At 62.2% G+C, this 19,779-nt stretch carries 16 protein-coding genes; 9 read left to right on the forward strand and 7 right to left on the reverse strand.

Going from position 1 to position 19,779, the window contains the following annotated elements; all coding sequences use genetic code 11:
* Positions 1 to 166 precede the first annotated feature (166 nt).
* On the forward strand, positions 167 to 1,303 hold the full coding sequence (locus tag CHB97_RS19885; protein ID WP_160106050.1) for an ROK family transcriptional regulator: 1,137 nt from the start codon (positions 167 to 169) through the stop codon (positions 1,301 to 1,303).
* Positions 1,304 to 1,402: 99 nt separating this feature from the next.
* Here the strand turns inward: CHB97_RS19885 and CHB97_RS19890 are convergent, their stop codons facing one another.
* Entirely contained in the window at positions 1,403 to 2,332 is a 930-nt protein-coding gene (locus CHB97_RS19890; RefSeq protein ID WP_160106052.1) for a helix-turn-helix domain-containing protein, read from the reverse strand.
* A gap of 224 nt (positions 2,333 to 2,556) precedes the next feature.
* Between CHB97_RS19890 and CHB97_RS19895 the strand changes: the two genes are divergently transcribed.
* The 3 genes from CHB97_RS19895 to CHB97_RS19905 are packed head-to-tail and all read left to right on the forward strand — an operon-like array spanning position 2,557 to position 5,804.
* Entirely contained in the window at positions 2,557 to 4,545 is a 1,989-nt protein-coding gene (locus CHB97_RS19895; RefSeq protein ID WP_160106055.1) for a TonB-dependent receptor, read from the forward strand.
* Between the two features lie 6 nt (positions 4,546 to 4,551).
* Positions 4,552 to 5,625, forward strand: a complete 1,074-nt coding sequence (locus tag CHB97_RS19900; protein ID WP_089289762.1) for a PepSY domain-containing protein — start codon at positions 4,552 to 4,554, stop codon at positions 5,623 to 5,625.
* Complete coding sequence (locus tag CHB97_RS19905; protein WP_089289763.1) at positions 5,622 to 5,804, forward strand: hypothetical protein; 183 nt, start codon at positions 5,622 to 5,624, stop codon at positions 5,802 to 5,804. The genes CHB97_RS19900 and CHB97_RS19905 overlap by 4 nt, the downstream gene beginning before the upstream one ends.
* A gap of 312 nt (positions 5,805 to 6,116) precedes the next feature.
* Here CHB97_RS19905 and CHB97_RS19910 read toward each other — a convergent pair whose 3' ends face one another.
* Entirely contained in the window at positions 6,117 to 7,010 is an 894-nt protein-coding gene (locus tag CHB97_RS19910; RefSeq protein ID WP_160106057.1) for a helix-turn-helix domain-containing protein, read from the reverse strand.
* Between the two features lie 112 nt (positions 7,011 to 7,122).
* On the opposite strand from CHB97_RS19910, the gene CHB97_RS19915 reads away from it, so the two are divergent.
* Together CHB97_RS19915 and CHB97_RS19920 are read left to right on the forward strand one after the other, a co-directional pair.
* Positions 7,123 to 9,189 carry a TonB-dependent receptor gene (locus tag CHB97_RS19915; RefSeq protein WP_200820036.1) on the forward strand — a complete coding sequence of 689 codons (2,067 nt, stop codon included), beginning with the start codon at positions 7,123 to 7,125 and terminating at the stop codon, positions 9,187 to 9,189.
* On the forward strand, positions 9,189 to 9,650 hold the full coding sequence (locus CHB97_RS19920; protein WP_089289764.1) for a hypothetical protein: 462 nt from the start codon (positions 9,189 to 9,191) through the stop codon (positions 9,648 to 9,650). Before CHB97_RS19915 ends, CHB97_RS19920 begins: the two co-directional genes overlap by 1 nt.
* On the opposite strand, the gene CHB97_RS19925 is transcribed toward CHB97_RS19920, so the two are convergent.
* Positions 9,608 to 10,552: an AraC family transcriptional regulator gene (locus tag CHB97_RS19925; RefSeq protein ID WP_089289765.1), complete on the reverse strand. Its 945-nt coding sequence runs from the start codon at positions 10,550 to 10,552 to the stop codon at positions 9,608 to 9,610. The genes CHB97_RS19920 and CHB97_RS19925 overlap by 43 nt on opposite strands.
* Before the next feature lie 162 nt (positions 10,553 to 10,714).
* Here CHB97_RS19925 and CHB97_RS19930 point away from each other — a divergent pair, with 162 nt between their 5' ends.
* Genes CHB97_RS19930 through CHB97_RS19940 form a run of 3 tightly spaced genes read left to right on the forward strand, consistent with a single transcriptional unit; the run spans position 10,715 to position 15,039 of the window.
* Positions 10,715 to 12,742 (forward strand): TonB-dependent receptor, encoded by a 2,028-nt coding sequence (locus CHB97_RS19930; RefSeq protein WP_089289766.1) that lies wholly within the window; start codon positions 10,715 to 10,717, stop codon positions 12,740 to 12,742.
* A 9-nt stretch (positions 12,743 to 12,751) separates the two neighbouring features.
* Positions 12,752 to 13,780 carry a methyltransferase gene (locus tag CHB97_RS19935; protein WP_089289767.1) on the forward strand — a complete coding sequence of 343 codons (1,029 nt, stop codon included), beginning with the start codon at positions 12,752 to 12,754 and terminating at the stop codon, positions 13,778 to 13,780.
* On the forward strand, positions 13,777 to 15,039 hold the full coding sequence (locus CHB97_RS19940) for an MFS transporter (protein ID WP_200820037.1): 1,263 nt from the start codon (positions 13,777 to 13,779) through the stop codon (positions 15,037 to 15,039). The genes CHB97_RS19935 and CHB97_RS19940 overlap by 4 nt, the downstream gene beginning before the upstream one ends.
* A 291-nt stretch (positions 15,040 to 15,330) precedes the next feature.
* Here the strand turns inward: CHB97_RS19940 and CHB97_RS19945 are convergent, their stop codons facing one another.
* Genes CHB97_RS19945 through CHB97_RS19960 form a run of 4 tightly spaced genes read right to left on the reverse strand, consistent with a single transcriptional unit; the run spans position 15,331 to position 19,746 of the window.
* Positions 15,331 to 16,920 (reverse strand): PepSY domain-containing protein, encoded by a 1,590-nt coding sequence (locus CHB97_RS19945; RefSeq protein WP_089289768.1) that lies wholly within the window; start codon positions 16,918 to 16,920, stop codon positions 15,331 to 15,333.
* Complete coding sequence (locus tag CHB97_RS19950; RefSeq protein WP_089289769.1) at positions 16,917 to 17,222, reverse strand: hypothetical protein; 306 nt, start codon at positions 17,220 to 17,222, stop codon at positions 16,917 to 16,919. Before CHB97_RS19950 ends, CHB97_RS19945 begins: the two co-directional genes overlap by 4 nt.
* The gene (locus CHB97_RS19955) at positions 17,219 to 17,509 is read right to left on the reverse strand and encodes a hypothetical protein (protein WP_143271066.1); all 291 of its coding nucleotides are present in this window, start codon (positions 17,507 to 17,509) and stop codon (positions 17,219 to 17,221) included. The genes CHB97_RS19950 and CHB97_RS19955 overlap by 4 nt, the downstream gene beginning before the upstream one ends.
* Positions 17,503 to 19,746, reverse strand: coding sequence for a TonB-dependent siderophore receptor (locus CHB97_RS19960; protein ID WP_244559627.1), 2,244 nt, complete (start codon positions 19,744 to 19,746; stop codon positions 17,503 to 17,505). The genes CHB97_RS19955 and CHB97_RS19960 overlap by 7 nt, the downstream gene beginning before the upstream one ends.
* Between the last annotated feature and the right edge of the window lie 33 nt (positions 19,747 to 19,779).

Below are 19,779 nucleotides of genomic sequence, written 5' to 3' on the forward strand. Positions count from 1 at the left end.
TATTCAGGCCGTGGGCGTGATAGTTTTTTTAATTTTCTCGGCTTCATACGACTTTGCAATGCATCAATAAACTTTCTATGAGTTTTAGTGTGAATGTTCAACCTGCCTTGACCTGCAGCCGGGAAATGGGCCATCTTGCCCGCCCTGGATGGATTGGAAGTGGCGGGTGAAGGTGAAACTGGAGCATCCTGCGGAGGTTTGGCCCACCGTCACCACCACGGAAAGGCAATTTCTGTCGCTCGTCGCTGCCGGGGATGACGTGACGCAAAGCGATATTGTCGCGCGCACGGATTTCAGCCAGCAAACCGTGTCGCGGGTCATCGGGGATCTGATTGAGCGGGGTTTTTTGCAGCAAGGTGTCCGCATTTCCCGCGGGCGACGAGGCCAGCCGAGCGCTCTGCTCAGTCTGAATGCCAACCGGCTATATATGCTGGGCGTTTCGGTGATGGCGGATGCTGTTTCCGTCATGCTGGTGGATTTTGAGGGGCGGGAGCGGGGTTATTTCTTTGCCCAGCCAAAGCCGATGTCGCGGGCGGGTGTGCTGGGCGTGGTCAGGCAGGGGTTCGGGCAATTATGTGATCAGGCCGGGGTTGACCCGGTGCGGGTGTTGGGGATTGGGGTCGGTATCACCGGCTTTGCTCTCGGGGATGCCGGTCGTTTCAATCCGCCCTCTCCACTGGATGATTGGTTCAATGTTGATGTCGCTGCTTTGTTTGCGGCGGAATTCGGTCGTCCTGCCTGGGCGGACAATGATGGCAATGTCGCCGCGGTGGGGGAAAGCCTGGTTGGTGTCGGGCGTTGGGCGCGGCACTTCGCCTATCTCTATGTCGCGACCGGTTTTGGCGGCGGGCTGGTCATTGATGGCCGGTTGATGCGTGGTACCCATGGCAATGCCGGGGAGTTTGCTGCCAGCTTGCCGACACAGCTTTACACCTCCCCGACGTTGGAATTGCTGCGCCACTGTTTCGCCCTGAAAGGCGAAGCCTACGAGACCATTGCCGACATGCTGGCGGCGATCAGCATTGAGGCGCCAGCCGTGGATGATTGGCTGTGGCGGATCGGGGATTCCCTCTCCCTTGTCTGCGCCATCTGTGCCGCCATTGTCGATCCCCAGGCCATTGTTGTGGGCGGCCGCTTGCCGCAGGGGTTGGCGAACCGGATGATTGAACGGATCAACCTGCGGGAAATCCCCCGCCGTGGCTTGAACCGCCCGCTTCCCCGGATTGTGGCTTCAGAGGCTACGGGTGATGTCACTGCGCTGGGGGCGGCCATCCTGCCGCTGAAACTGCATTTCTTTGCCTGATCTCTTCCCGTTCCAGCAAAATCTCAGGCTCGGTGTTGGGCTCATCATCCATCAAATATCCAGACTTCAACGTCACAGTTATGGAAAATGGGAAACCGGTCATCGGCATTGATTGGGTGTCATGCCGTAGACGCGGCGGAAAAGCCGGGCGAAGTGACTGGGATTTGCATAGCCGACCGACAGGGAGGCTTCCGTCACCGATGCACCGTCCAGCAGCAACAGGCGTCCCTGTTCGACACGCATCGCCTGCAGGTCGGCATGGACGGGCCTGCCGAAGCGGGCGCGATAGCCCGTTTTCAGCCGCTTGTCGTTGAGGCCGGCCAAGCGGGCCAGTTCGGCAATCGTCCAGGGATGGGCAAGATCGCGGCGCATGGCTTGACGCACCCCGTCCAGGCGGGTGGCGTCGCGCATTGGCGGCGCGGCACTCATCGCTGTCGGTGTGCCCGTGCGCATCAGGTCCATCACCGTTTCGAACAGGGAAAGCGCCCGGCTCTCCACACGGAAATCGGCCTGGGCACCGTCCAGCACGTCACGGAACATTGTCTGCGCATCCGTCAGGATGGCACGTGGGGCCGGAGCGACACCCAGCCAAAGCCGGGCATTGGAGGCATGGTGCAGCCTGTGTGTCACATCGGCTTGCGTGAAGATCCCAAGCGCCCCCGTTTTTTCCAGGAAGGCCAGCGACAGCCGCAGTTCCACCAGACGGAAAGACTCCCCCCCAATGGCACGGGCTGTTCCCGTTACCGTCTCCCGCGCCAGCGAGATATAGAGATGTCCGGCACGGTAAGGGGTGGGGGGCAGCGGTCTGTCGCCATTCGGATCAATCTGCCCCTCGCCAGCACCGGATAACAGCACGACGATCGCCAGACAGGGCTGTGTTGTGGCGGAAACCGGCGGTCGTCCGTTCACCTCCAACTCATAGACCGACAGGTCGAAACCCGGGCGCACGCTCAGGCGCACGCCACGCCCGGCAGGACGCACAGCACCCTGGAAATGCTGTTCCGGTCGCAAGCCGACAGGCTCTGACATAAGGTCGCCAGCTTGGGCCAGGGGGCGCTGGGCGATATCCAGGCTGGAGTGGGGGAGATTAGGCGAAAGGGACATAAGCGAATTATGTATGCGAATGAAAATCACAGTCAATTAAGTTCTGATCACATCGGTTCCGTCCCCGATCGCGTTAGCGCAAGCCGGAACGACCCGACATTCTGCGCCCCGCCTGTTCCTATCTGCCCGTTCGTCCGCAGGAGATGAGTTTGTCTGCCGTTCGTATTTTTGCCTTCCTGGGCTTGACCAGCAGCCTGGCCCTGCTTGCCGGTCCCGTCCGATCCAGCGAGCCTGTCCCCGTGATGGAGGAAATCATCGTTACGGCGGGCAAACGCCCGCAGCTTCTGGCCAGCATTGACGGGCAGGTGGCCGTGGCCGCCGCCAACCGGCTGGACCCGCGCGGATTGCAGGGGGTGGAGCAACTGGATCGGCTGTTCACCGATCTGTCGATACGTGCCCGGTCCAGCCGCGCCTATGGCAATGTCACGATCCGTGGCCAGTCCTCGGTCGATTTCTACAATCCTTCCGCCCAGCTTTACGTTGATGGACTGCCGCAGGATCAGGCGCTGTTTTTCCAGTTGCTGCCGGTCGGGCTGGACCGGGTGGAACTGCTCTATGGTCCCCAAGGCACGCTCTATGGGCGTGGTGCCGTTGGCGGGGTTATCAATGTCGTCACACGACGGCCTGACGGTGACGCGGCGGTGGCGGCGGTCGGCACCGTCACAGAACTGGGGGAGACGGGGCAGGCCCTGGTAACGCTGCCTGTCATCGCTGACACACTGCATGTTGACGGCCTGTTCGCTGCGCGGCGGGAGAAGGGCGAATTGACGGGCTTGACCAGCGGCGGGGAACTGGGCGGGTCGAAGGGGGAAACCGGGCGGCTGCGTGTACGGTACGCGCCGGTGGGCGGGGTGGCGGATATCATGCTGTCCGCCCAGCGCAGCGTGGTACGATCCGACGAGGAATATTTCGTGCCGGAGGCCTTCCTTGATCAGCGCCGGGCGCTGGAGGTGCCATCCCATTACCGGTTGCAGACCGACAGTTTCGGGATCAATGCCGATTTTGATCTTGGCTTCGCCTCACTGACCGCCCTGACCGGCTATCAGGACCGTGATTTCGACCGCACCGTGTTCGGCAGCTATACGCCAGAGGTGCAACGGACCTTCAGTCAGGAACTGCGCCTTGCATCGAAAACCGAAGGGGCGGTCGATTATGTTGCCGGTCTTTACTACGAGGATTTGCGTTTCCGCCGCACGGTGCCGGCTTATGCGCTGGGATCGCGCCAGGATATCCGCACCCTGGCCGCCTTTGGTGAGTTGACCTGGCACGCCACGGACGCCATCGACGTGACCCCCGGCCTGCGCATTTCTAACGAGCGGACCAAGGCTGACACCTGGTTCGGTGCCACGGCGCTGAACAACCAGGATAAGGCGACCAGCCTGCTGCCCAAGCTTGCCCTTGGCTATCAGGCCAGCGAGGCACTGCATCTCTATGCCGTGTTCAGTACCGGCTTCAAGGCGGGTGGTTTCACCCGCGCCGTGACGCCGGCCACCATCGCCTACAGCTATGATCCGCAGCATAGTTACAATTACGAGGTCGGCGGACGCTTGCGCAGCGCCGACGGACGCTTTGAACTGGGGGCGGCGGCCTATTACCTTGTCAGCACAGACTTCCAGCTCTCCGTCGGGCCGGTCAGCGGCATGTATCTCCAGAATGTCGGCACGGCCAAAAGCAAGGGCATCAATCTGACCGCCCGCGCGGAGCCTGTGGACAGCCTGGTCCTGACCCTGGCGGGGGCGCTGAATGACAGTTGGTTCAGCCGCTATGACAATCCGGCCAATCCGGGGATTGACCTGTCGGGCAACAAGCTGCCCTACGCACCCTCCGCCACGCTGAATGCCAATCTGGAATATGGGTTCGACCTGCCGCTGGGCCGGTTCACCCCCCATGCCGGGATCAGCCTGGTGGGCAAAAGCTGGTTTGACGAGGCGAACAGCATCGGCCAGAGAGCCTATACGTTACTGGATGCGGGTTTCCGCTGGCAGGTGAGCCGGAATTTCACCCTTGATCTCTATGGCGACAACCTGTCCGACCGTCGCTTCGCCACCTATGCCTTCAATGCTGGCCCCGGCATTGGTAACGCCTATCAGTTGGGCAAGGGACGCGAGTTGGGTGTGCGGCTGCAGACAGGCTTCTGATCCGCCATGACCCCGCAAACCATTCGCCGCTGGTCGGTTCTGCATCGCTGGTCGTCACTGCTCTGCACCCTGTTCATGCTGCTTCTGTGCGTAACGGGCCTGCCACTGATCTTTCGGGAGGAGATTGACCGGGCATTGACAGGCACGGGAACGGTGGCGGCTGCCACCCCCGCACGGTCGTTGGAGGAGGTCGTTGCCACCGGTTCCACCCTGCAGCCTGACCGGGTTGTACAGTTCATCGTCTGGGAACCGGAGACGCCCGGTCAGATCACCCTCTCCATGGCTGCCACGGCCACCGCCTATCCGTCGGATAATATCAGCGTCCTACTGGACGCGGCGACGGGTGAACCGGTGGCCGGGGGGGATGCCGGTATCATGGAACTGGTGTTGAAGCTGCACGGGCAATTGCTGCTGGGGCCGGCGGGGCCGCCGCTGCTGGGGCTGATCGCCATTGCTTTCCTGCTCTCCCTCCTGTCGGGCATCGTGCTTTATGCCCCTTTCATGCGGCGGCTGCCCTTTGGCGCTGTCCGGCGGGATCGCGGTGTCCAGGTGCGCCGGCTGGATTGGCACAACCTGCTGGGCATTGTCACCGCCGCCTGGTTGCTGGTCGTGGGCGGCACGGGCTGGATCAATGCCTGGGGTGGCTATATTTTCCAGATCTGGCAGGTGACGGCCATGGCGCCGACCCCACCGGATGCGGTGATCCGCCCGCCGCTGGTGTCAGCCGGTGCCGCCTTGCAGACGGCGCTTGCGGCCCTGCCCGGCCATGCCCCCGCGATCATCGCCATGCCGGGGTCGCTGATGAGCGATCCCGGTCATTATGCGATTTATCTGCGCGGCGGCAGTGCCCTGGAAAGCCGGCTGATGCGGGCGGTTCTGGTGGATACGCAAAATGGGGTGGTGGCATCGGTGCCCGACATCCCCTGGTACATTACCGGGCTGTTGCTGTCGCAGCCGCTGCATTTTGGCGATTATGGCGGTCTGGCGCTGAAACTGCTTTGGGCGGCGCTGGATCTGGTGGCCATTGCCGTGCTGTGGACGGGGCTGCGGCTGTGGTGGCGGGGAAGGGGTGTTGCATGAAGGCGGTTCAGATATTCGCTTTTCCCGCCCTCTGTGCGGCCTTAACCCTGGCGGGGCTGGTTCTGGCGCTGGTCATGGATGGGGGCGGTGATGCGGCGGCCACCCTGCTGCTGCTGGTGCCGCCGCTCATCGCTGCCATTGCCAATTACCGGTTCCGCACCCTGACGAAGGGCCGATAATTCACAATTTGCGAGGCGCTGCCAGATCGGGCACACACCTTATGCTCTCATACCAACCCGCCTAAAGGTTGACCTTTAGGCGGGTTGGAGGCCGGCGACTGCCGGCACGGCACCACGTGGCGCGTAAGCCAAGGGCGCTGATGCGCCCGCCCGGTGTCTGAGGGAACACGAAATCTCCCTGGGTCGGTCACGATCAAGGGAGATTGGTATCAGTTCCCATTGTGATCGCAATGCCTTGCCGGTACGCCAATCTCGGCGCGTTGCCGTTTTATTGTCATTTCGGAATGGAGCTGCTGCCCCCGTGCCCCTGTCTCATGTCTGGCGGCAGCGGGATGGCTTCGTGCCCCGATAGCGCTGATAGGCAGCGCTGAATTTGCTGGGATTTGTGTATCCAACTGCGGTTGCCGTTGCCGTTACGGACATGCCGTCACGCAGCAGGGCTTCAGCCTGCGCCATTCTGGCATTTGTCAGGAACTGGTGCGGCGGCAGGCCGGTTGCGTCCCGGAAAGCCCGGCTGAAACTGGCGGGATCGCGCCCGACCAGGGCGGCCATTGCTGCCACACCCGCCCCTTCTTCCAGATGGGTTGCTATAAACTCTTTGACCTTTATGACCTGGGCAGCCGTCAGGGGCCTGTCGCGCCGCCGTGTGGGCGGATCGCCGGCCAACTCTCCCAAACGGCTGAAAACCCGCCCGATGCAATGATCGAAAAAGTCCCCGGAAAGTCCGTTCACCGCGCTTTCATGCCAAAGGGCGGTCATGATGGCGGTCAGCAAGGGATCGCGATGGATCCGCAACGCCGCCGATGACAGCAGGCGGCGGCTATCGGCAAGGTTCAGCCGTTCATCCAGCCCTTCCGGATCAATACCGATGGCGATCATCCGGCAGCGGTCCCACCGGACGGTTGCCCCTTCGTCCGGTGGGGAAAGGATCACCGATCCAGGCCGCAACACACCGGACAGGGTTCCCTGGCGTGACTGGCGGCTGATCGGGGCGATGGAGCGGGTACACAGGCCCAGGCTGATATAGCCGGCGGGGGGCAGGTCGCCAGCAAAGCGGGCATAATCCAGCACCGCCATGCGCACCCGCCCATCCGGTGCCATGGCAATCTGTTGCGGGATGACGCCCAGGGCGGCGGCCCGTTGACGGAGCGCATCAAATTCCGCCTGAGCATCCATTTCCAGGTTCGCCTGTGTCGATTTCGACATGATTGGAGCAATTTCCCCAGGAGTGGAGTGGCGGGCATCGCCAGATGCGGTAAGGAAACAATGACTGCGAATTATTCGCAATATCGTATTTCGCGCTCGGGGTATGAGAGAGATGAACCGTTGGATCGCCAGTGTCAGCGCCCTTTCCGTTTTGGCGGGCGTCGTGCCTGTTGTTGCCCAGGAAAATGAGGGCGCTTCTGACATCCCGGAAATCATCGTCACGGCGGAGATGATCCGCCGGTCGCAGATGCTGACGGGCAATAGTGCGGTCATCCTGACGGCCAAGGACATTCAGGATCAGGCGGGGCTTGATACCGTTCGTGATGTGCTGGACACCATCCCCAATATTACCCTGGTGACCGGTACCGGCAAGGCCCCCACCGTGCGCGGCGTGGATGGCACCGGACCGGCGGAAAACGCCAATGCCTTTTTCGCCGGAAGCCGCGCCCGGCTGAACTGGCGCATTGATGGCCGACCCGCCAGTTACAATGAGGTGGTGTTCGGCGATATCGGTCTGTGGGACATTGACCGTATTGAGGTTCTGCGTGGTCCGCAAAGCACGCTGGTTGGGCGCAATGCCATTGCCGGCACGGTGGTGGTGGACACAATGGACCCGGCCTTCGTTCAGGAAGGGGCGGCCCAGATTGCGGCCGGCAATTATGATCAGCGCCGGGCATCCGCCATGGTCAATCTGCCGCTGGTGGCTGACAGCGTCGCCCTGCGCCTTTCGGCGGATCGCTATCAGCGCGATTCCGTGACCAACTATGACAGCTATGAAGGGGTGAGCGACCCTGGCCGGGTGAAATCAACCGTGCTGCGCGGCAAGCTGCTGTTCACAGCACCTTCCGATCCTGATCTGCGCTTACTGGTGACGGGCGCGCATGTCGACCATCGCGGCCCCAATGGCGAGATCATTGTCAGGCCCTTTGCCAACCGCCGCTCCAATTTTCCGCAGCAACCGGTGCATGAGCCCCGCACGAACAGCCTGGGCATGGAGGCTTGGATACCCCTGGCTGATGGCTACAAGGTCGAGATTTCCACCTCTTACACCGATTTCCGTTTCCTTCGCCGGGCTGTTCCCAACAGCTCCAATGCCCGCATCGACACTGACGAATATATCGCCGAACCGCGCCTGCGGTACGAGGCGGCGGATGGCACATCGCTGGTCACCGGCCTCTATCTGTATCGGGCGCGACAGAAGGAGTTTATCGAGTTCATTACGGCCCAGAATTTCCGCGACAAAACCGATACTGCCGCTGCCTATGTCGAGGGTCTGCTGCCGGTTAGTGACACGCTCGACCTGACGGCGGGGCTGCGGTACGAGCGGGAGGAGCGTGAACGAAATGGCGGCGATGCTGCCGGTGCCATCGCCCGCATCAACTCTGACGCGACATATGATGTATTGCTGCCCAAGCTCGGCCTGACCTGGCACCCGGATGATCGCATGACCTGGGGCGCGCAGATTTCGCGCGGATATAATGCCGGTGGCGGTGGCATTGCTTTTGCCATCCCCATCGTGAACTATGAATATGGTCCCGAATATGTCTGGACGGCGGAACTGTTCGGCCGCCAGAAATGGGCGGGCGGGAAGTTCAGGACAACACAGAACCTGTTTCATTCCCGGTACCGCAACATGCAGTTGCCCTTCGACCTGACGCCCGGCAATACCCATGACGAAGCCTTCGTGGTGCGCAATGCCCCGCGTGTGGAGACGTCAGGCGCGGAGCTGGGTATCGAGGGCGCTGTTGTGGATGGCGTTACGGCGCGTGCCCAGCTTGGCCTGTTGCGGACCCGGATCACGCATTACCCAGGTTCCGGCCTGGAGGGGAATGATCTGCTGACAGCCCCGGATGTCACGGCGGGCGGGAGTGTTGAATGGCGGCATGGCGACCTTACCGCGTCGGGCGCCCTGACCTATACCGGTGCCTATTTCACGGATGTCAATAACCGCCCGCGTGGCCGCACCGATGGCCGTATGATCGCCGATATCCAGGCATCCTATGATCTTGGTCGGTTCCGGCTGTTCGGATCGCTGAAGAACCTGTTTGACAGCCGGGCGGCACTTGCCCGCTATCCCGGTGTCGTGCCGACCGGCGGCAGCGGCGCGGAAAGCGATTATGACAGTGCGGTTCTTGTTCAGCCGCGTACCTTCATGGCGGGTGTGAAGGTGACATTCTGATGACGCCCATTCGCACAAACACGGCGATCTGGCCCTTGGCCATCGCCGTCTATCATGGCCCTGCCTCGCTGGACGATCATCTGGCGCATCTGGCCGACTGGAACCGTTGGTTCGCGCGCGGCCAGCGCTTCATCGTGTTGCGCGTCTTCATGGATGAAGCGGCGTTGGAACAGGCTGATGGTGTCGCCCGCGCGACGAAGCAATGGCTCAGCGACGGGGCAGGGGATGCCATCCGGTCACAGGTCGATGCCATGGTTAATATCGTGCCGCCATCCGCCTATGCGCGGATGGCGGTGTTGAGTGTGGAGAAGGTCTTCGGCGTTCCAGGCCTGATTGCGGCAGGGCTGCCGGAAGGTCTGGACTGGCTGCGCTCCCGCTTTCCCGAATTCGGACAGTGGGAATGTGTAACGACGGTGGTTCAGGATTGTTTGCGCGGGGCCGCCACAGATTTCGGCGGATAACCATAGTAACGCTGAAAGGCGGCGCTGAAACTGGACAGATGCTGATAACCAACCTGATAGGCTACAATGGAAACATGGGGCCCCGTCTCCAGCAACTCATGGGCCTTCCGCATACGGATATCCGTAAGCAAACGATGGGGGCTGGTATTGAACAGCTTCCGGAATCCCTGCTTGAGCGTGAATTCATTGATGCCGACTGTTGCGCATAGCCACGCGACGGTTATGGGTTTGGCATAGTCGCGCATCAGGATGTCGCGGGCTTGAAACAGGCGGACTTCCTCATCTTCCCGCAATTTGCCGATCGTCACCGCCTTTGGCTGGAACGTCCGGGTTTGTTCGGCCAGCAGGCCCAGGGCCGCGACCTGAAGATCGAGCAGGCTGGCATCGCTTCCGTGCAGATGCACCAGTGTCTGCGCCAGCCTTTGGGTCGCGACATTATGCAGGCCGAAATGGACGTGCCGTGCGGAATGATCGTCACGGATATCGTCGAGCAAATGGTCCAGATGGTAACGGCAGAGCAGTGCTTCACCCACAATCAGCCGTAATTGGCGGATGGCGCGGTTTGCCGGAAAGCGGCGTTCCCCCCGAACGCTTGTGAAGGCGGCCAGGGTGCTATGGCCGGCCATGAAATCGAAACGTTGGCCATCATGACTGATGGTGCTGGACTGTCCCTCCAGCCCCAGGGTGATGGTCAGCGAACGGCTTTCCCGTTCCATGCGGCTGCGTTCCAGCAAATCATGCCGGGGACGATATTGGGCATAGGCCAGGGCCAGGCCATCATCCAGCCGGCACATGTCGATGGCGCAGTCGCCAGCCTGTTCCGGCAATCGGGAGCGCCACCACAGACCCCGGCCAAGGCGCACCGGTTCGCCGATATCCGTGCTGTCGAGATGATAGGCCATGACTCTCCCCTCGCTCTGGCCTTTCCCGGTCGCCGCGCTTGCTGCGCTCCGGAATGCCAAAGAAACAATCCGGATCACCTAAACAACAAATGATAATCACTCGCAACTCATCTTTATGATCGTCAGCTGTGATCTGCACCTCATTTCTTTCCGAGCCTGCACATGAAACATGCGCTGAATACGGTTCATCGCGCCATCCTGCTGGCCTTGCCGGGCCTTCTTCCGGCGACGGCGGCGATGGCCGAAATTGCTGTCGACGTTACCAAGGCGGAGAACGCCCCGGACGGATTGCCAGCGATCATCGTCACGGCAGACAAGATTGCCCGCCCGCTGGAGGATGTTCCGGCCAGCGTGGCGGTCATCGCCGGGCAGGATCTGGAACAATCCCACATCACCGGCATGGAAAAGCTGGAGGGACGTGTTCCGGGACTTTCATTCCAGCCATTCGGCCAGGCTGGCCTGAACGCGCCGGTCATGCGTGGGTTGACAGCGAATTTCAATGCCTTCTCGACCTCAACGCTGCTGCTGGTCGATGGTGTACCACAGCATACGGCGCAGGGTTTTGAGGATGCGATGATCGATGTGGATCGCATCGAGATTTTGCGCGGCCCGCAATCCACCCTCTATGGCCGCAATGCCGAAGCGGGCGTGATCGCCATTTACAGCCTGCCGATGGATGAAACACCGCGCGCCAGCGTCTCCGCGGAAATGGGCAGTCGGGACAAGCGCGCCGCCCGCCTGTCGCTCAGCCAGCCTCTGGTCGAGGACAGGCTTTATGCCAGCCTGTCCGGCTCCTGGCTGAAGCAGGATGGTTTCATCTCCAATATCAATTCCGGCGGGAAAGCCGATGATCGGGAGCGGCGCAACCTGAAATTCGGGCTGCGCTGGACGCCCAGCGCCGTCACCGATCTGGTCCTGCGCTATGCCTTCCAGGATTATGATGATGGCGCGGCCTTGTGGGGGGCCCCGACGGCGACGCGGGAACAGGTTGCGTCGGGCACGGATAGCTGGAACCGGTCCAAGGGCCAGTCACTGTCGCTCAACGCTTCGCACCTATTCGATAATGGGCTTCAGTTGCGGTCCGTCACGGCCTGGAGCGATTTCAACGACGATATCCAGCAGGATACGGATTTCATGCCGGCGGATATCACCCATATCCGCCGGGATCATGACCTGCGCACGCTTTCGCAGGAATTCCGGCTGGAGGACAGGCTGGGGACGGCCGATTGGCTGACGGGCCTCTATCTGGACCACCATGACAATGATCTTCACAATGTCGGGCGGCGGATGCGACAGGTGGAAGACCTGCGGGCCGATCTGGACAGCCGGGCAATGGCCCTGTTCACCCATTGGAACGTACCGCTGTCTGATCGCTGGACGCTTGCCGCCGGTGCGCGGGTGGAGCGGACCCGCGTGAAAATCGAGCCCAAAGGGGCCGCAAGCCAGGACCGGGACTGGACCCAACTGACGCCCAAGCTGGCGCTGCATCACCAGTTCTCTGCCGAGCATCAATGGTATGCCTCTGTCAGCCGGGGCGTACGGTCCGGTGGCTTCAATGCCTTGTCGGCCGCATCCAACTTTGCGGCTTTCCAGCCGGAGGACAACTGGTCCTATGAAACGGGCCTCAAAGGCTGGGCCTGGGGAAAGCGCCTGCGCTATTCAGCGGCGGCCTATATCATGGATATCAAGGATATGCAGGTGCTGCAGATGCCCATGCCGGGCGTCATGTATATCACCAGTGCCGCCACGGCGACATCGAAAGGGCTGGAAGCGGAGCTTGATTATTTGCTGGGCGATGGCTGGCAGCTTAGGACCGGCATCTCCTGGAACCGCACCCGCTTTGACCGGTTCCGCGATGGTGCGGCGGATTATGCCGGCAATGCCAATCCCTTTGTGCCGGCGCTGACCGGCCATGTCGGCCTGCGATATGACGCGCCGCAGGGCTGGTACGCAGAGGCCAGCATGGCGGGTGCCGGCAAAGTCTATCTTGATGCCGCCAACCAGTACCGTCGCAACGGCTACCATGTGATTAACATGGTGGCGGGATATAGGATCGGCGATTGGGAAATCTCCGCATATATCAACAATCTGTCGGAAAAAACCCATGATGCCGTCGGGTATCAGAACGGCTTTGTCACGGTCTATAGCCTGCCGCGCGAAGCGGGCTTGCGCCTGACCTGGCGGATGTGAGGTGACACCATGAATTTCCATACCCCCCATCCTTTGCAACCTTTCTGGAACATTGCTGCTGCCCCTCTCCAGGCTCAGGCGCTGGAACAGGCGCTGTCACTTGGTCTTTTCGACATATTGCAGGACGCGGCTACCGCCGGCCATGTTGCCCGGCAATGCCAGTTGGACCCGACAGCCACCGGTCTTTGGCTGGACCTGTTATGGAGCATGGAACTGCTGACGCGGTATCATCTGGCCGATGCGCCCGAGACGCCGCACTACCGAACCGCGCCCTTGGCCCTGCGCTATTTCCACACCGCTTCGGAAGAGAATTGCGCACAGGCATGGTTGTATCGCGCCCGTTTTCTGGCACGCTTCGCCGGTCAATGGGAAACGTTGCTGAATCAGGGATTCGACCTGCATGGCGAGGCGGCGCCAAAGGGCAGTTGGGCCCAGGCGGCACGCGAGCAGATCGGTCAGGAACAGCGCGCCGTCACGGTACCGGCGGTGCTGCGCCTTCTGGAGATGCTGCCGGCCCTGCCGCAGACAGGGCGTCTGCTTGATCTGGGTGCCGGCCCCGGTCATGTCGGCATTGCCCTGGCGCAGCGCCTGACCGGGTGGCAGGGCGTGCTGTGTGATCAGCCGGAAACGGCCATGGTGGCGCAGGAAAACATCGACAAGGCCGGCCTGGCGGATCGTCTCCAGGCTCTGGGGTGCGATCTGAACACGCACATGCCGGGTGGGGGTTATGACCTTATCTGGTGTTCGGCTGTGCTGCATTTCCTGCGCGATCCGCAGGAGGCTGTGCGCAAGGCGGCGAATGCATTGAATGCCGGCGGCCTGCTGGTGTTGGCCCATGCCGAACAGACCGATGATCCCGGCGTGGCGGCGCGGGTGCTGCCCTTCTATGGCACCGTGGCCTTGCGCGGCAACCCATTGCCCCGTCCAGGGGCGGTTGCCGCGATGATGGAAGCGGCGGGTCTGCACGAAATCCAATCCCTGGGGCGGATCGATTTTCCCATGGCACCGGTGTGGCTGCATGTGGGGAGGTGCGCGTGACCCTTCCCCACGAGGCGGCAGCACGTTCCTGGTGGCCGCAGCAACTTCTCATCGGCTGGTTCAATCTGGTCCTGACGGCCCCCATCATCTACCTGTTCGTTGGTCTTCCGCTGGTCATGCGTCAGCAGGGCTGGAGCGGGACGGAGATCGGGCTGCTGCAACTGGCGGGATTGCCGGCCATCTTGAAATTCCTGCTCGCCACACCTTTGGATCGCTGGCGGCTGGGCCGGTTGAACTATCGCAACTGGGCCCTGGTGCTGGGGGTGGGATATGCGCTGGTGCTGGGGTTGCTGGCGGCAACGGATCTTTCCGGGACCCCGTATGCGGTGCTGTTTACCCTGGCCATGGCGGCCAGCTTGCTGGGAACCTGGGCTGATATTCCGGTGAATGCGCTGGCCATCCGCATTTTGCCGCCGCCGGAACGTATTCGGGCGGGCACCATTCGGTCTGGGGCGGCCTCCCTGGCTGCCATCCTGGGGGGTGGGCTGATGCTGGTGCTGCAGGCGCGGCTGGGCTGGGCGTGGCCTTTCCTGCTGATGGCGGGGGCCATCCTGTCCAGCCTGCTTCTGCTGCGCTGGATTGCGCCGGGTGAGGAGGAGGGGGGCGACCCGCCCGGCACACAGGTCACTCGCGCCGGATTGCGGGAGTGGATCGGTTACTTCCATATTGCCCAACATCGGGTCTGGGCGCTGCTGCTGCTGTTTTATTTTCCGGCCATTGGTGCTGCCTGGATCTATATGAAGCCCTTGATGCTGGATCAGGGCTTCGCACAGGAACAGATCGCCTGGAGCATCGGCGTCGCTGGCGGCCTGATCGCCGCCATTGCCAGCATGGTTGCGGGCCCTGTCATCCGGGCAATTGGTCCCCGAACAGCGCTGCCGCTGTTCGCAGGGCTGAACCTGTTGGTCATGGTGACGTTGACCGTTGTGGTGTCGGCTTTCCCCGGCAGCGGGGCGTTGATGGCAGCTTCTCTCGCCCTGGCATTGGTCATGGGGGCCAGCGCCGGCCTGTTGTTCGGGTTGATGATGAACCATGCGCGACCGTCTCTGGCGGCGCTTGACTATGGGCTGCAATCCAGTCTGTTCATTACCGCCCGGACAGTGGCGCCGTTGCTGGCCGGTATCCTGCTGGATTGGCTTGGCTATAGCGGGATGCTGACGGGCCTTGCTGTCGGCCTGGGCTTGGCTGTTCTATTGGCTTGGTTCAGCCGCGACCGCATTGTCATTCATCCCCACGCCAGCGGAGGGACCGGGTCTTGAACGGTCGTCTTATCGCTGCATGGCAATTGACTGGCGTGGGAATCATGATCAAATAATTTAGCCCCGATCTGGGGAAGATCACCACCGCGTCAGCCGCCATGGCCCTTGCCGGGGTTGCAGGCTATGGCACTGCGGTAGCGGTGGCAGCCCTGATTCCGCTGCTGGGAATCGTGCTGCTGTTCCGCCGGCCATTGCCGGCACACGGGTGAGTATGCGGGCATCCCTACCGGTTCTCTTGCCAATCACGGCGGCTGCGGTGGGGCAGGCTGGCATTGTCGCCAACGGGAAGGTTCATCCCGCCGACAGGCTGGCCCCTGTACCCCACACGCTGTCCCTGGGGCCAGTGCGCCAGCGCCGCCGCGCCGCCTGGGACACAATGGCCAGCATGGCGGCCAGACAAAGCCCGACCAGATCGATCAGCATCAGGCTGGGCGGCTGCTCCCAGTTGCCGCCCGCAGTCAAGCCGGCCAACGGGATTGTCAGCATGGCAAGGCAGGCGACCAGCGGCAGTTCCCATCCGGCGCGTGCCGCACCGCGCCAGAGGGCCCAGGCGGTGCAGGCCAGGAACAGGGCGTGATAGATCAGACTGTGCATCCCCAAGGTTGCCCCATCCCCCAGCCAGCGGGCCGCTGCCACGGTAACCGCGATGCCGGCCACGCATCCCACCGGCACACCCACGGTCAGGGCGGCCAGGATGCGGGTGGCGCGGGTCTGTTCCACCGCACCGCCCTTGCGTTCCCGCCGGCGCCGCGATTCCACCCACAGCAGATTGCCGCTATAGAATAGAAAAGCCCCCGCCAGCCCCAGCAGGAAATAGGCCCAGCGAACCGGCGTGCCGCCGAAGCTGCCATAATGCAGGGCAAAGAAGCTGGTGACGCTGGCCGACCAGCCATCCTGGCGGCCCGGCATGTAATCCACCGACATCACCTTGCCGGTGACCGGGTCGGCTGTCACCAGACCATAAAGCGGGGTGCGGATATTGTAATCCGGGTCGCCGCTGCTGACACGCACCACGGCCCGACCATTGGGCAGATGGGCATAGGCCAGTTGGAAGGGCTGGAATTCCGGCACCTGGGTGCGGATTTGTGCCAGCAAATCCAGCGGGCTCAGGGCAGAGGGCGCGGCACCCTGCGCCGGTGCCGGCCCCATCGCAGCCCGCACCGGCCCGCCAGATTTGTCGAAGGCGATGCCCTGCGCCATATAGAACTGATCATGGAAGGCGAAGATAACAGCGGTCAGCGCCATGATAATATGGAAAGGAAGGCTGAACAGCCCCACCACATTATGCGCGTCCAGCCACATGCGCTTCACATTGCGACCTGTCCGCAGGATGAACAGGTCTTTCACCAGACTGGGCAGCAGCACGATCAGCCCGGAAACCATCGCCACGACATAGAGCAAAGCCACCGCCCCCATGACGGGCATGGCGATTTCATGGTCCAGCGGCAGCCCCACCTGGCGATGCAGATCATCGATGAACTGCGCCACCGGCGAAGGGCCACGGGTTTCCACCTGCAATTCCCCGCCGGGCGTCAGGCTGGCATAATGGATGGTGCCGCCGCCATGTTCAGCCTCCTCGGCGTCTTCCGCCACGACCCAGGAAACACGTGCCGGATGGGTGGGGTCGATCACCAGATTGACGGTATAGTTGGCCGCCGCTTCCGGGTGTGCGGCCAGCACCTTGGCGACCAGATCGGGCGTTTGTTCAAGCGAAGGGGCCGGGGCCAGCCGCGTCGGCGGTGAGGCCCATTGCTGCAACGGGCCCTCAAACATGGTGATGGCGCCAGCGTAGAAGGCGATGAACAGGGCCAGCCCGGAAATGATCCCGACCCAGCCATGGATCTCCTTGTACATCTTCAGGATATCGGTTGGCAGCTTCATAGCCGCAGCCCCCCAAGCAGCGCGGTCAGGCACCAGATGGGCAGGTTGGCCAGAAACAGCCAACCCCAGGCCCGCAGGCTTGACCGGAACAGAAAACAGAAGGAAAGGATCACCCCCCAGACGGGGGCCATCAGCCACATGGAAAGCTGACCACGGGCGGAGAAGAAGGGCAGGCCCCCATTCACCAGCACCCGCAGCAGGCCCGCCAGCCCGAGTGCCAGAAAGAAACCCAGGACCAGCCCCGCCATGGTTTTGCCGAACCAGTCGCGGCTGGAAAGCGGGCGTTTGGTGATGGCGGTCATGGCTGTTCCTCCTGTGGCCGGCACCACCATGCTGCGGCCAGCGGTGCCACGGACCAGACCAGCATGTCCAAGGTGATGGCGGTAAAGACGGCGTTAGCCGGACGCATACTCGCCAACAGCAGCACAAGCCCCGCGATCAGCAGAATGGCACCGATCCAGCCGGCCAGCTTCCGCCGCTTTGCGTTGCCCATCAGGGGCTGGTTGCGTGACGCCAGATAGACCAGCATGGCCCCCATCACGGTGGCCGCATCCCCTGCGGCCACCAGCATCGGCTCCCCGATTACCATTTGTACTGCACCCGCGCCGTCACGGTGCGGCCCTGGCCAATGTAACAGCCGGCGGCAATGCAACTGGCGACATAACGCTTGTCCATCACATTCGCCGCGTTCACGGATGTCGACCAGCCGGCCAGCGACGGGTCGCGATCCCCGAAATCATAGCGCAGGAACAAGTCATACAGAGTGTAGGCCGGGATTTTCAGCGTGTTTGCCGTATCACCGTAGGAAATACCGGTATAGCGAACACCGCCGCCGATGCCGATGCCAGCCATGGCCCCTTCGTCAAAATGCTGATCGACAAACAGGGAGGCCATCCAGTTGGGCAATTGAATAAGCTTGTTTCCCAACTGGCTGGCCGTATTGGTTTCGGTAATTTCCCCATCGCTGCGGGTCAGGGTGCCAATCACGGCCATGCCCCAGGGCAGAACGGCCTTGCCTTCCAGCTCCAACCCGCGCACCCGGCCTTCACCTGTCTGCACCTGACAGACGGAGGTGCCGCATAACGTCCCTTCGGGGTCGGGGGTGACGATATTCTGCTGGGTCACCTGATAAGCGCCAAGCGTCACATAGATATTATTACCGCTCTGATAGCGCAGCCCCGCCTCATATTGCTGGCCAGTGGTGGGCACAAAGGGTTTGTTGCCTTCAACCTGCGATACGGAGGGATCGCGGTTCGACACCATGGGCTGGAAGCTCTCCGAATAGGAGAAGTAGGGGGCGAAGCCATTGTCGAACAGCCAGACGGCCCCGGCCCGCCAGGTGAAGGCGTCGCTCTTGGTTTTCAGATGCGTGCCGGTGGTGGGGTTGCGCGTATCGTCTTCCGCCCAATCCTGACGACCGCCCAGGGTCAGGCGCAACTGGCCGATCTTTACCTGATCCTGCAAATAGACACCCGCCTGATGGCTGGTGGTGGCGCTGTCGATCACGGTGGACAGGTTGTCGGCAAAGCCGGTCGCCCCCCGTGGCACGGGGTCGAAGATGTTCAGCATGGGCAACACCAGGCTGGTCTTGACCAGCGAATAGGTGTGTTCCCATTCGGTGCGGAAGTAATCGACCCCGCCCAGCAGCGTATGGTCAACCGCCCCGGTGGCGAAGCGCGCCTCCAATTGGGTGTCGGTGGCAATGCCGTCGGATTCCCCATCGCCCTGCACGGCACGCCGGTTCAGGGTTTGCCCGGCGACACAGCCGGTGATGGCGGCAGTACAGCGGGTCAGCGTATTGCCCGACGGCACGACACCCCGATAGAGAATATCCAGGTGCATGTAGCGGGAATTGTTGCGGATGGTCAGATTGTCAGTCAGATCATGCTGGAACAGCGACGCCACCAGGTACTGGTTGCGGTCATAGGTATTCCAGTCAGGTTCCCCCAGATAGGTACTGTTATCCATGTGGCGGCCATTGCTGGCGTAAAGCGTGCCCAGGGCTGGTAGGAACTGAAAGCTGGAACCCCCTTCATCGCGCTGATACTGGCCGATCAGGGTCCAGCTGGTGCGGTCGGTGGGGGCCCAGGTCAGGCTGGGGGAGATGTAGTACCGGTCGGTCTTCACCCCGTCGATCTGAGTATTGCCTGATCTGGCCATGGCCACAAAGCGCCCCGCCAGCGTACCTTCCTCGTTCAACCGGTTGCCGACATCAACCCCGACCTCGCCGTTCCATTGCGACAGACCGGTATAGCCGGTGCCTTGCAGCAGGAATTCCCCATGCGGGGTGAAGGTGGGCCGCTTGCTGACCACATTCACCACGCCACCCGGTGCCGACTGGCCATAGAGCGCGCCGGAGGGGCCTTTCAGCACTTCGATCCGGTCCAGGGCGAAACTGTCAAAGGCGGGGCGGATCCAGGTGCCTTCGCCACCGGCAGCCGTGCGCAGACCATCGACGAAATTGTTGTTGGAGGAGAAGCCGGCAGCCCCGAAACCGCGTACCGACACCTCATCCACCCGGCTGTCCACGCCAGAGGGGGCTGCCTGTACACCGGCGGTGTAAGACAGGGCCTCGGCGATGGTGGCGGCGGCACGGCGGTCGATCTCTTCCCGGCTGATGACGGAAATCTGCTGTGGGGATTCAATGACCGGCGTATCGGTCTTGGTGGTGGCTGTTGCCTTGGAAAGACCGGTGGCGACGACCACGATTTCTTCAATATCCGGGCGGGCCGCAACCTGTTCGGCCACGGCCATCGGGGCGAGGGCGCCGACGGCAATGGCGATTGCGGCGGCGGAAAGGCCTTGGAGCCTTGAACTGACGAGCAAGAGAACCCCCGAAGTGCGGATGACAGACCGGCG

This window comes from Azospirillum sp. RU38E (assembly GCF_900188385.1).
Lineage (GTDB): Bacteria > Pseudomonadota > Alphaproteobacteria > Azospirillales > Azospirillaceae > Niveispirillum.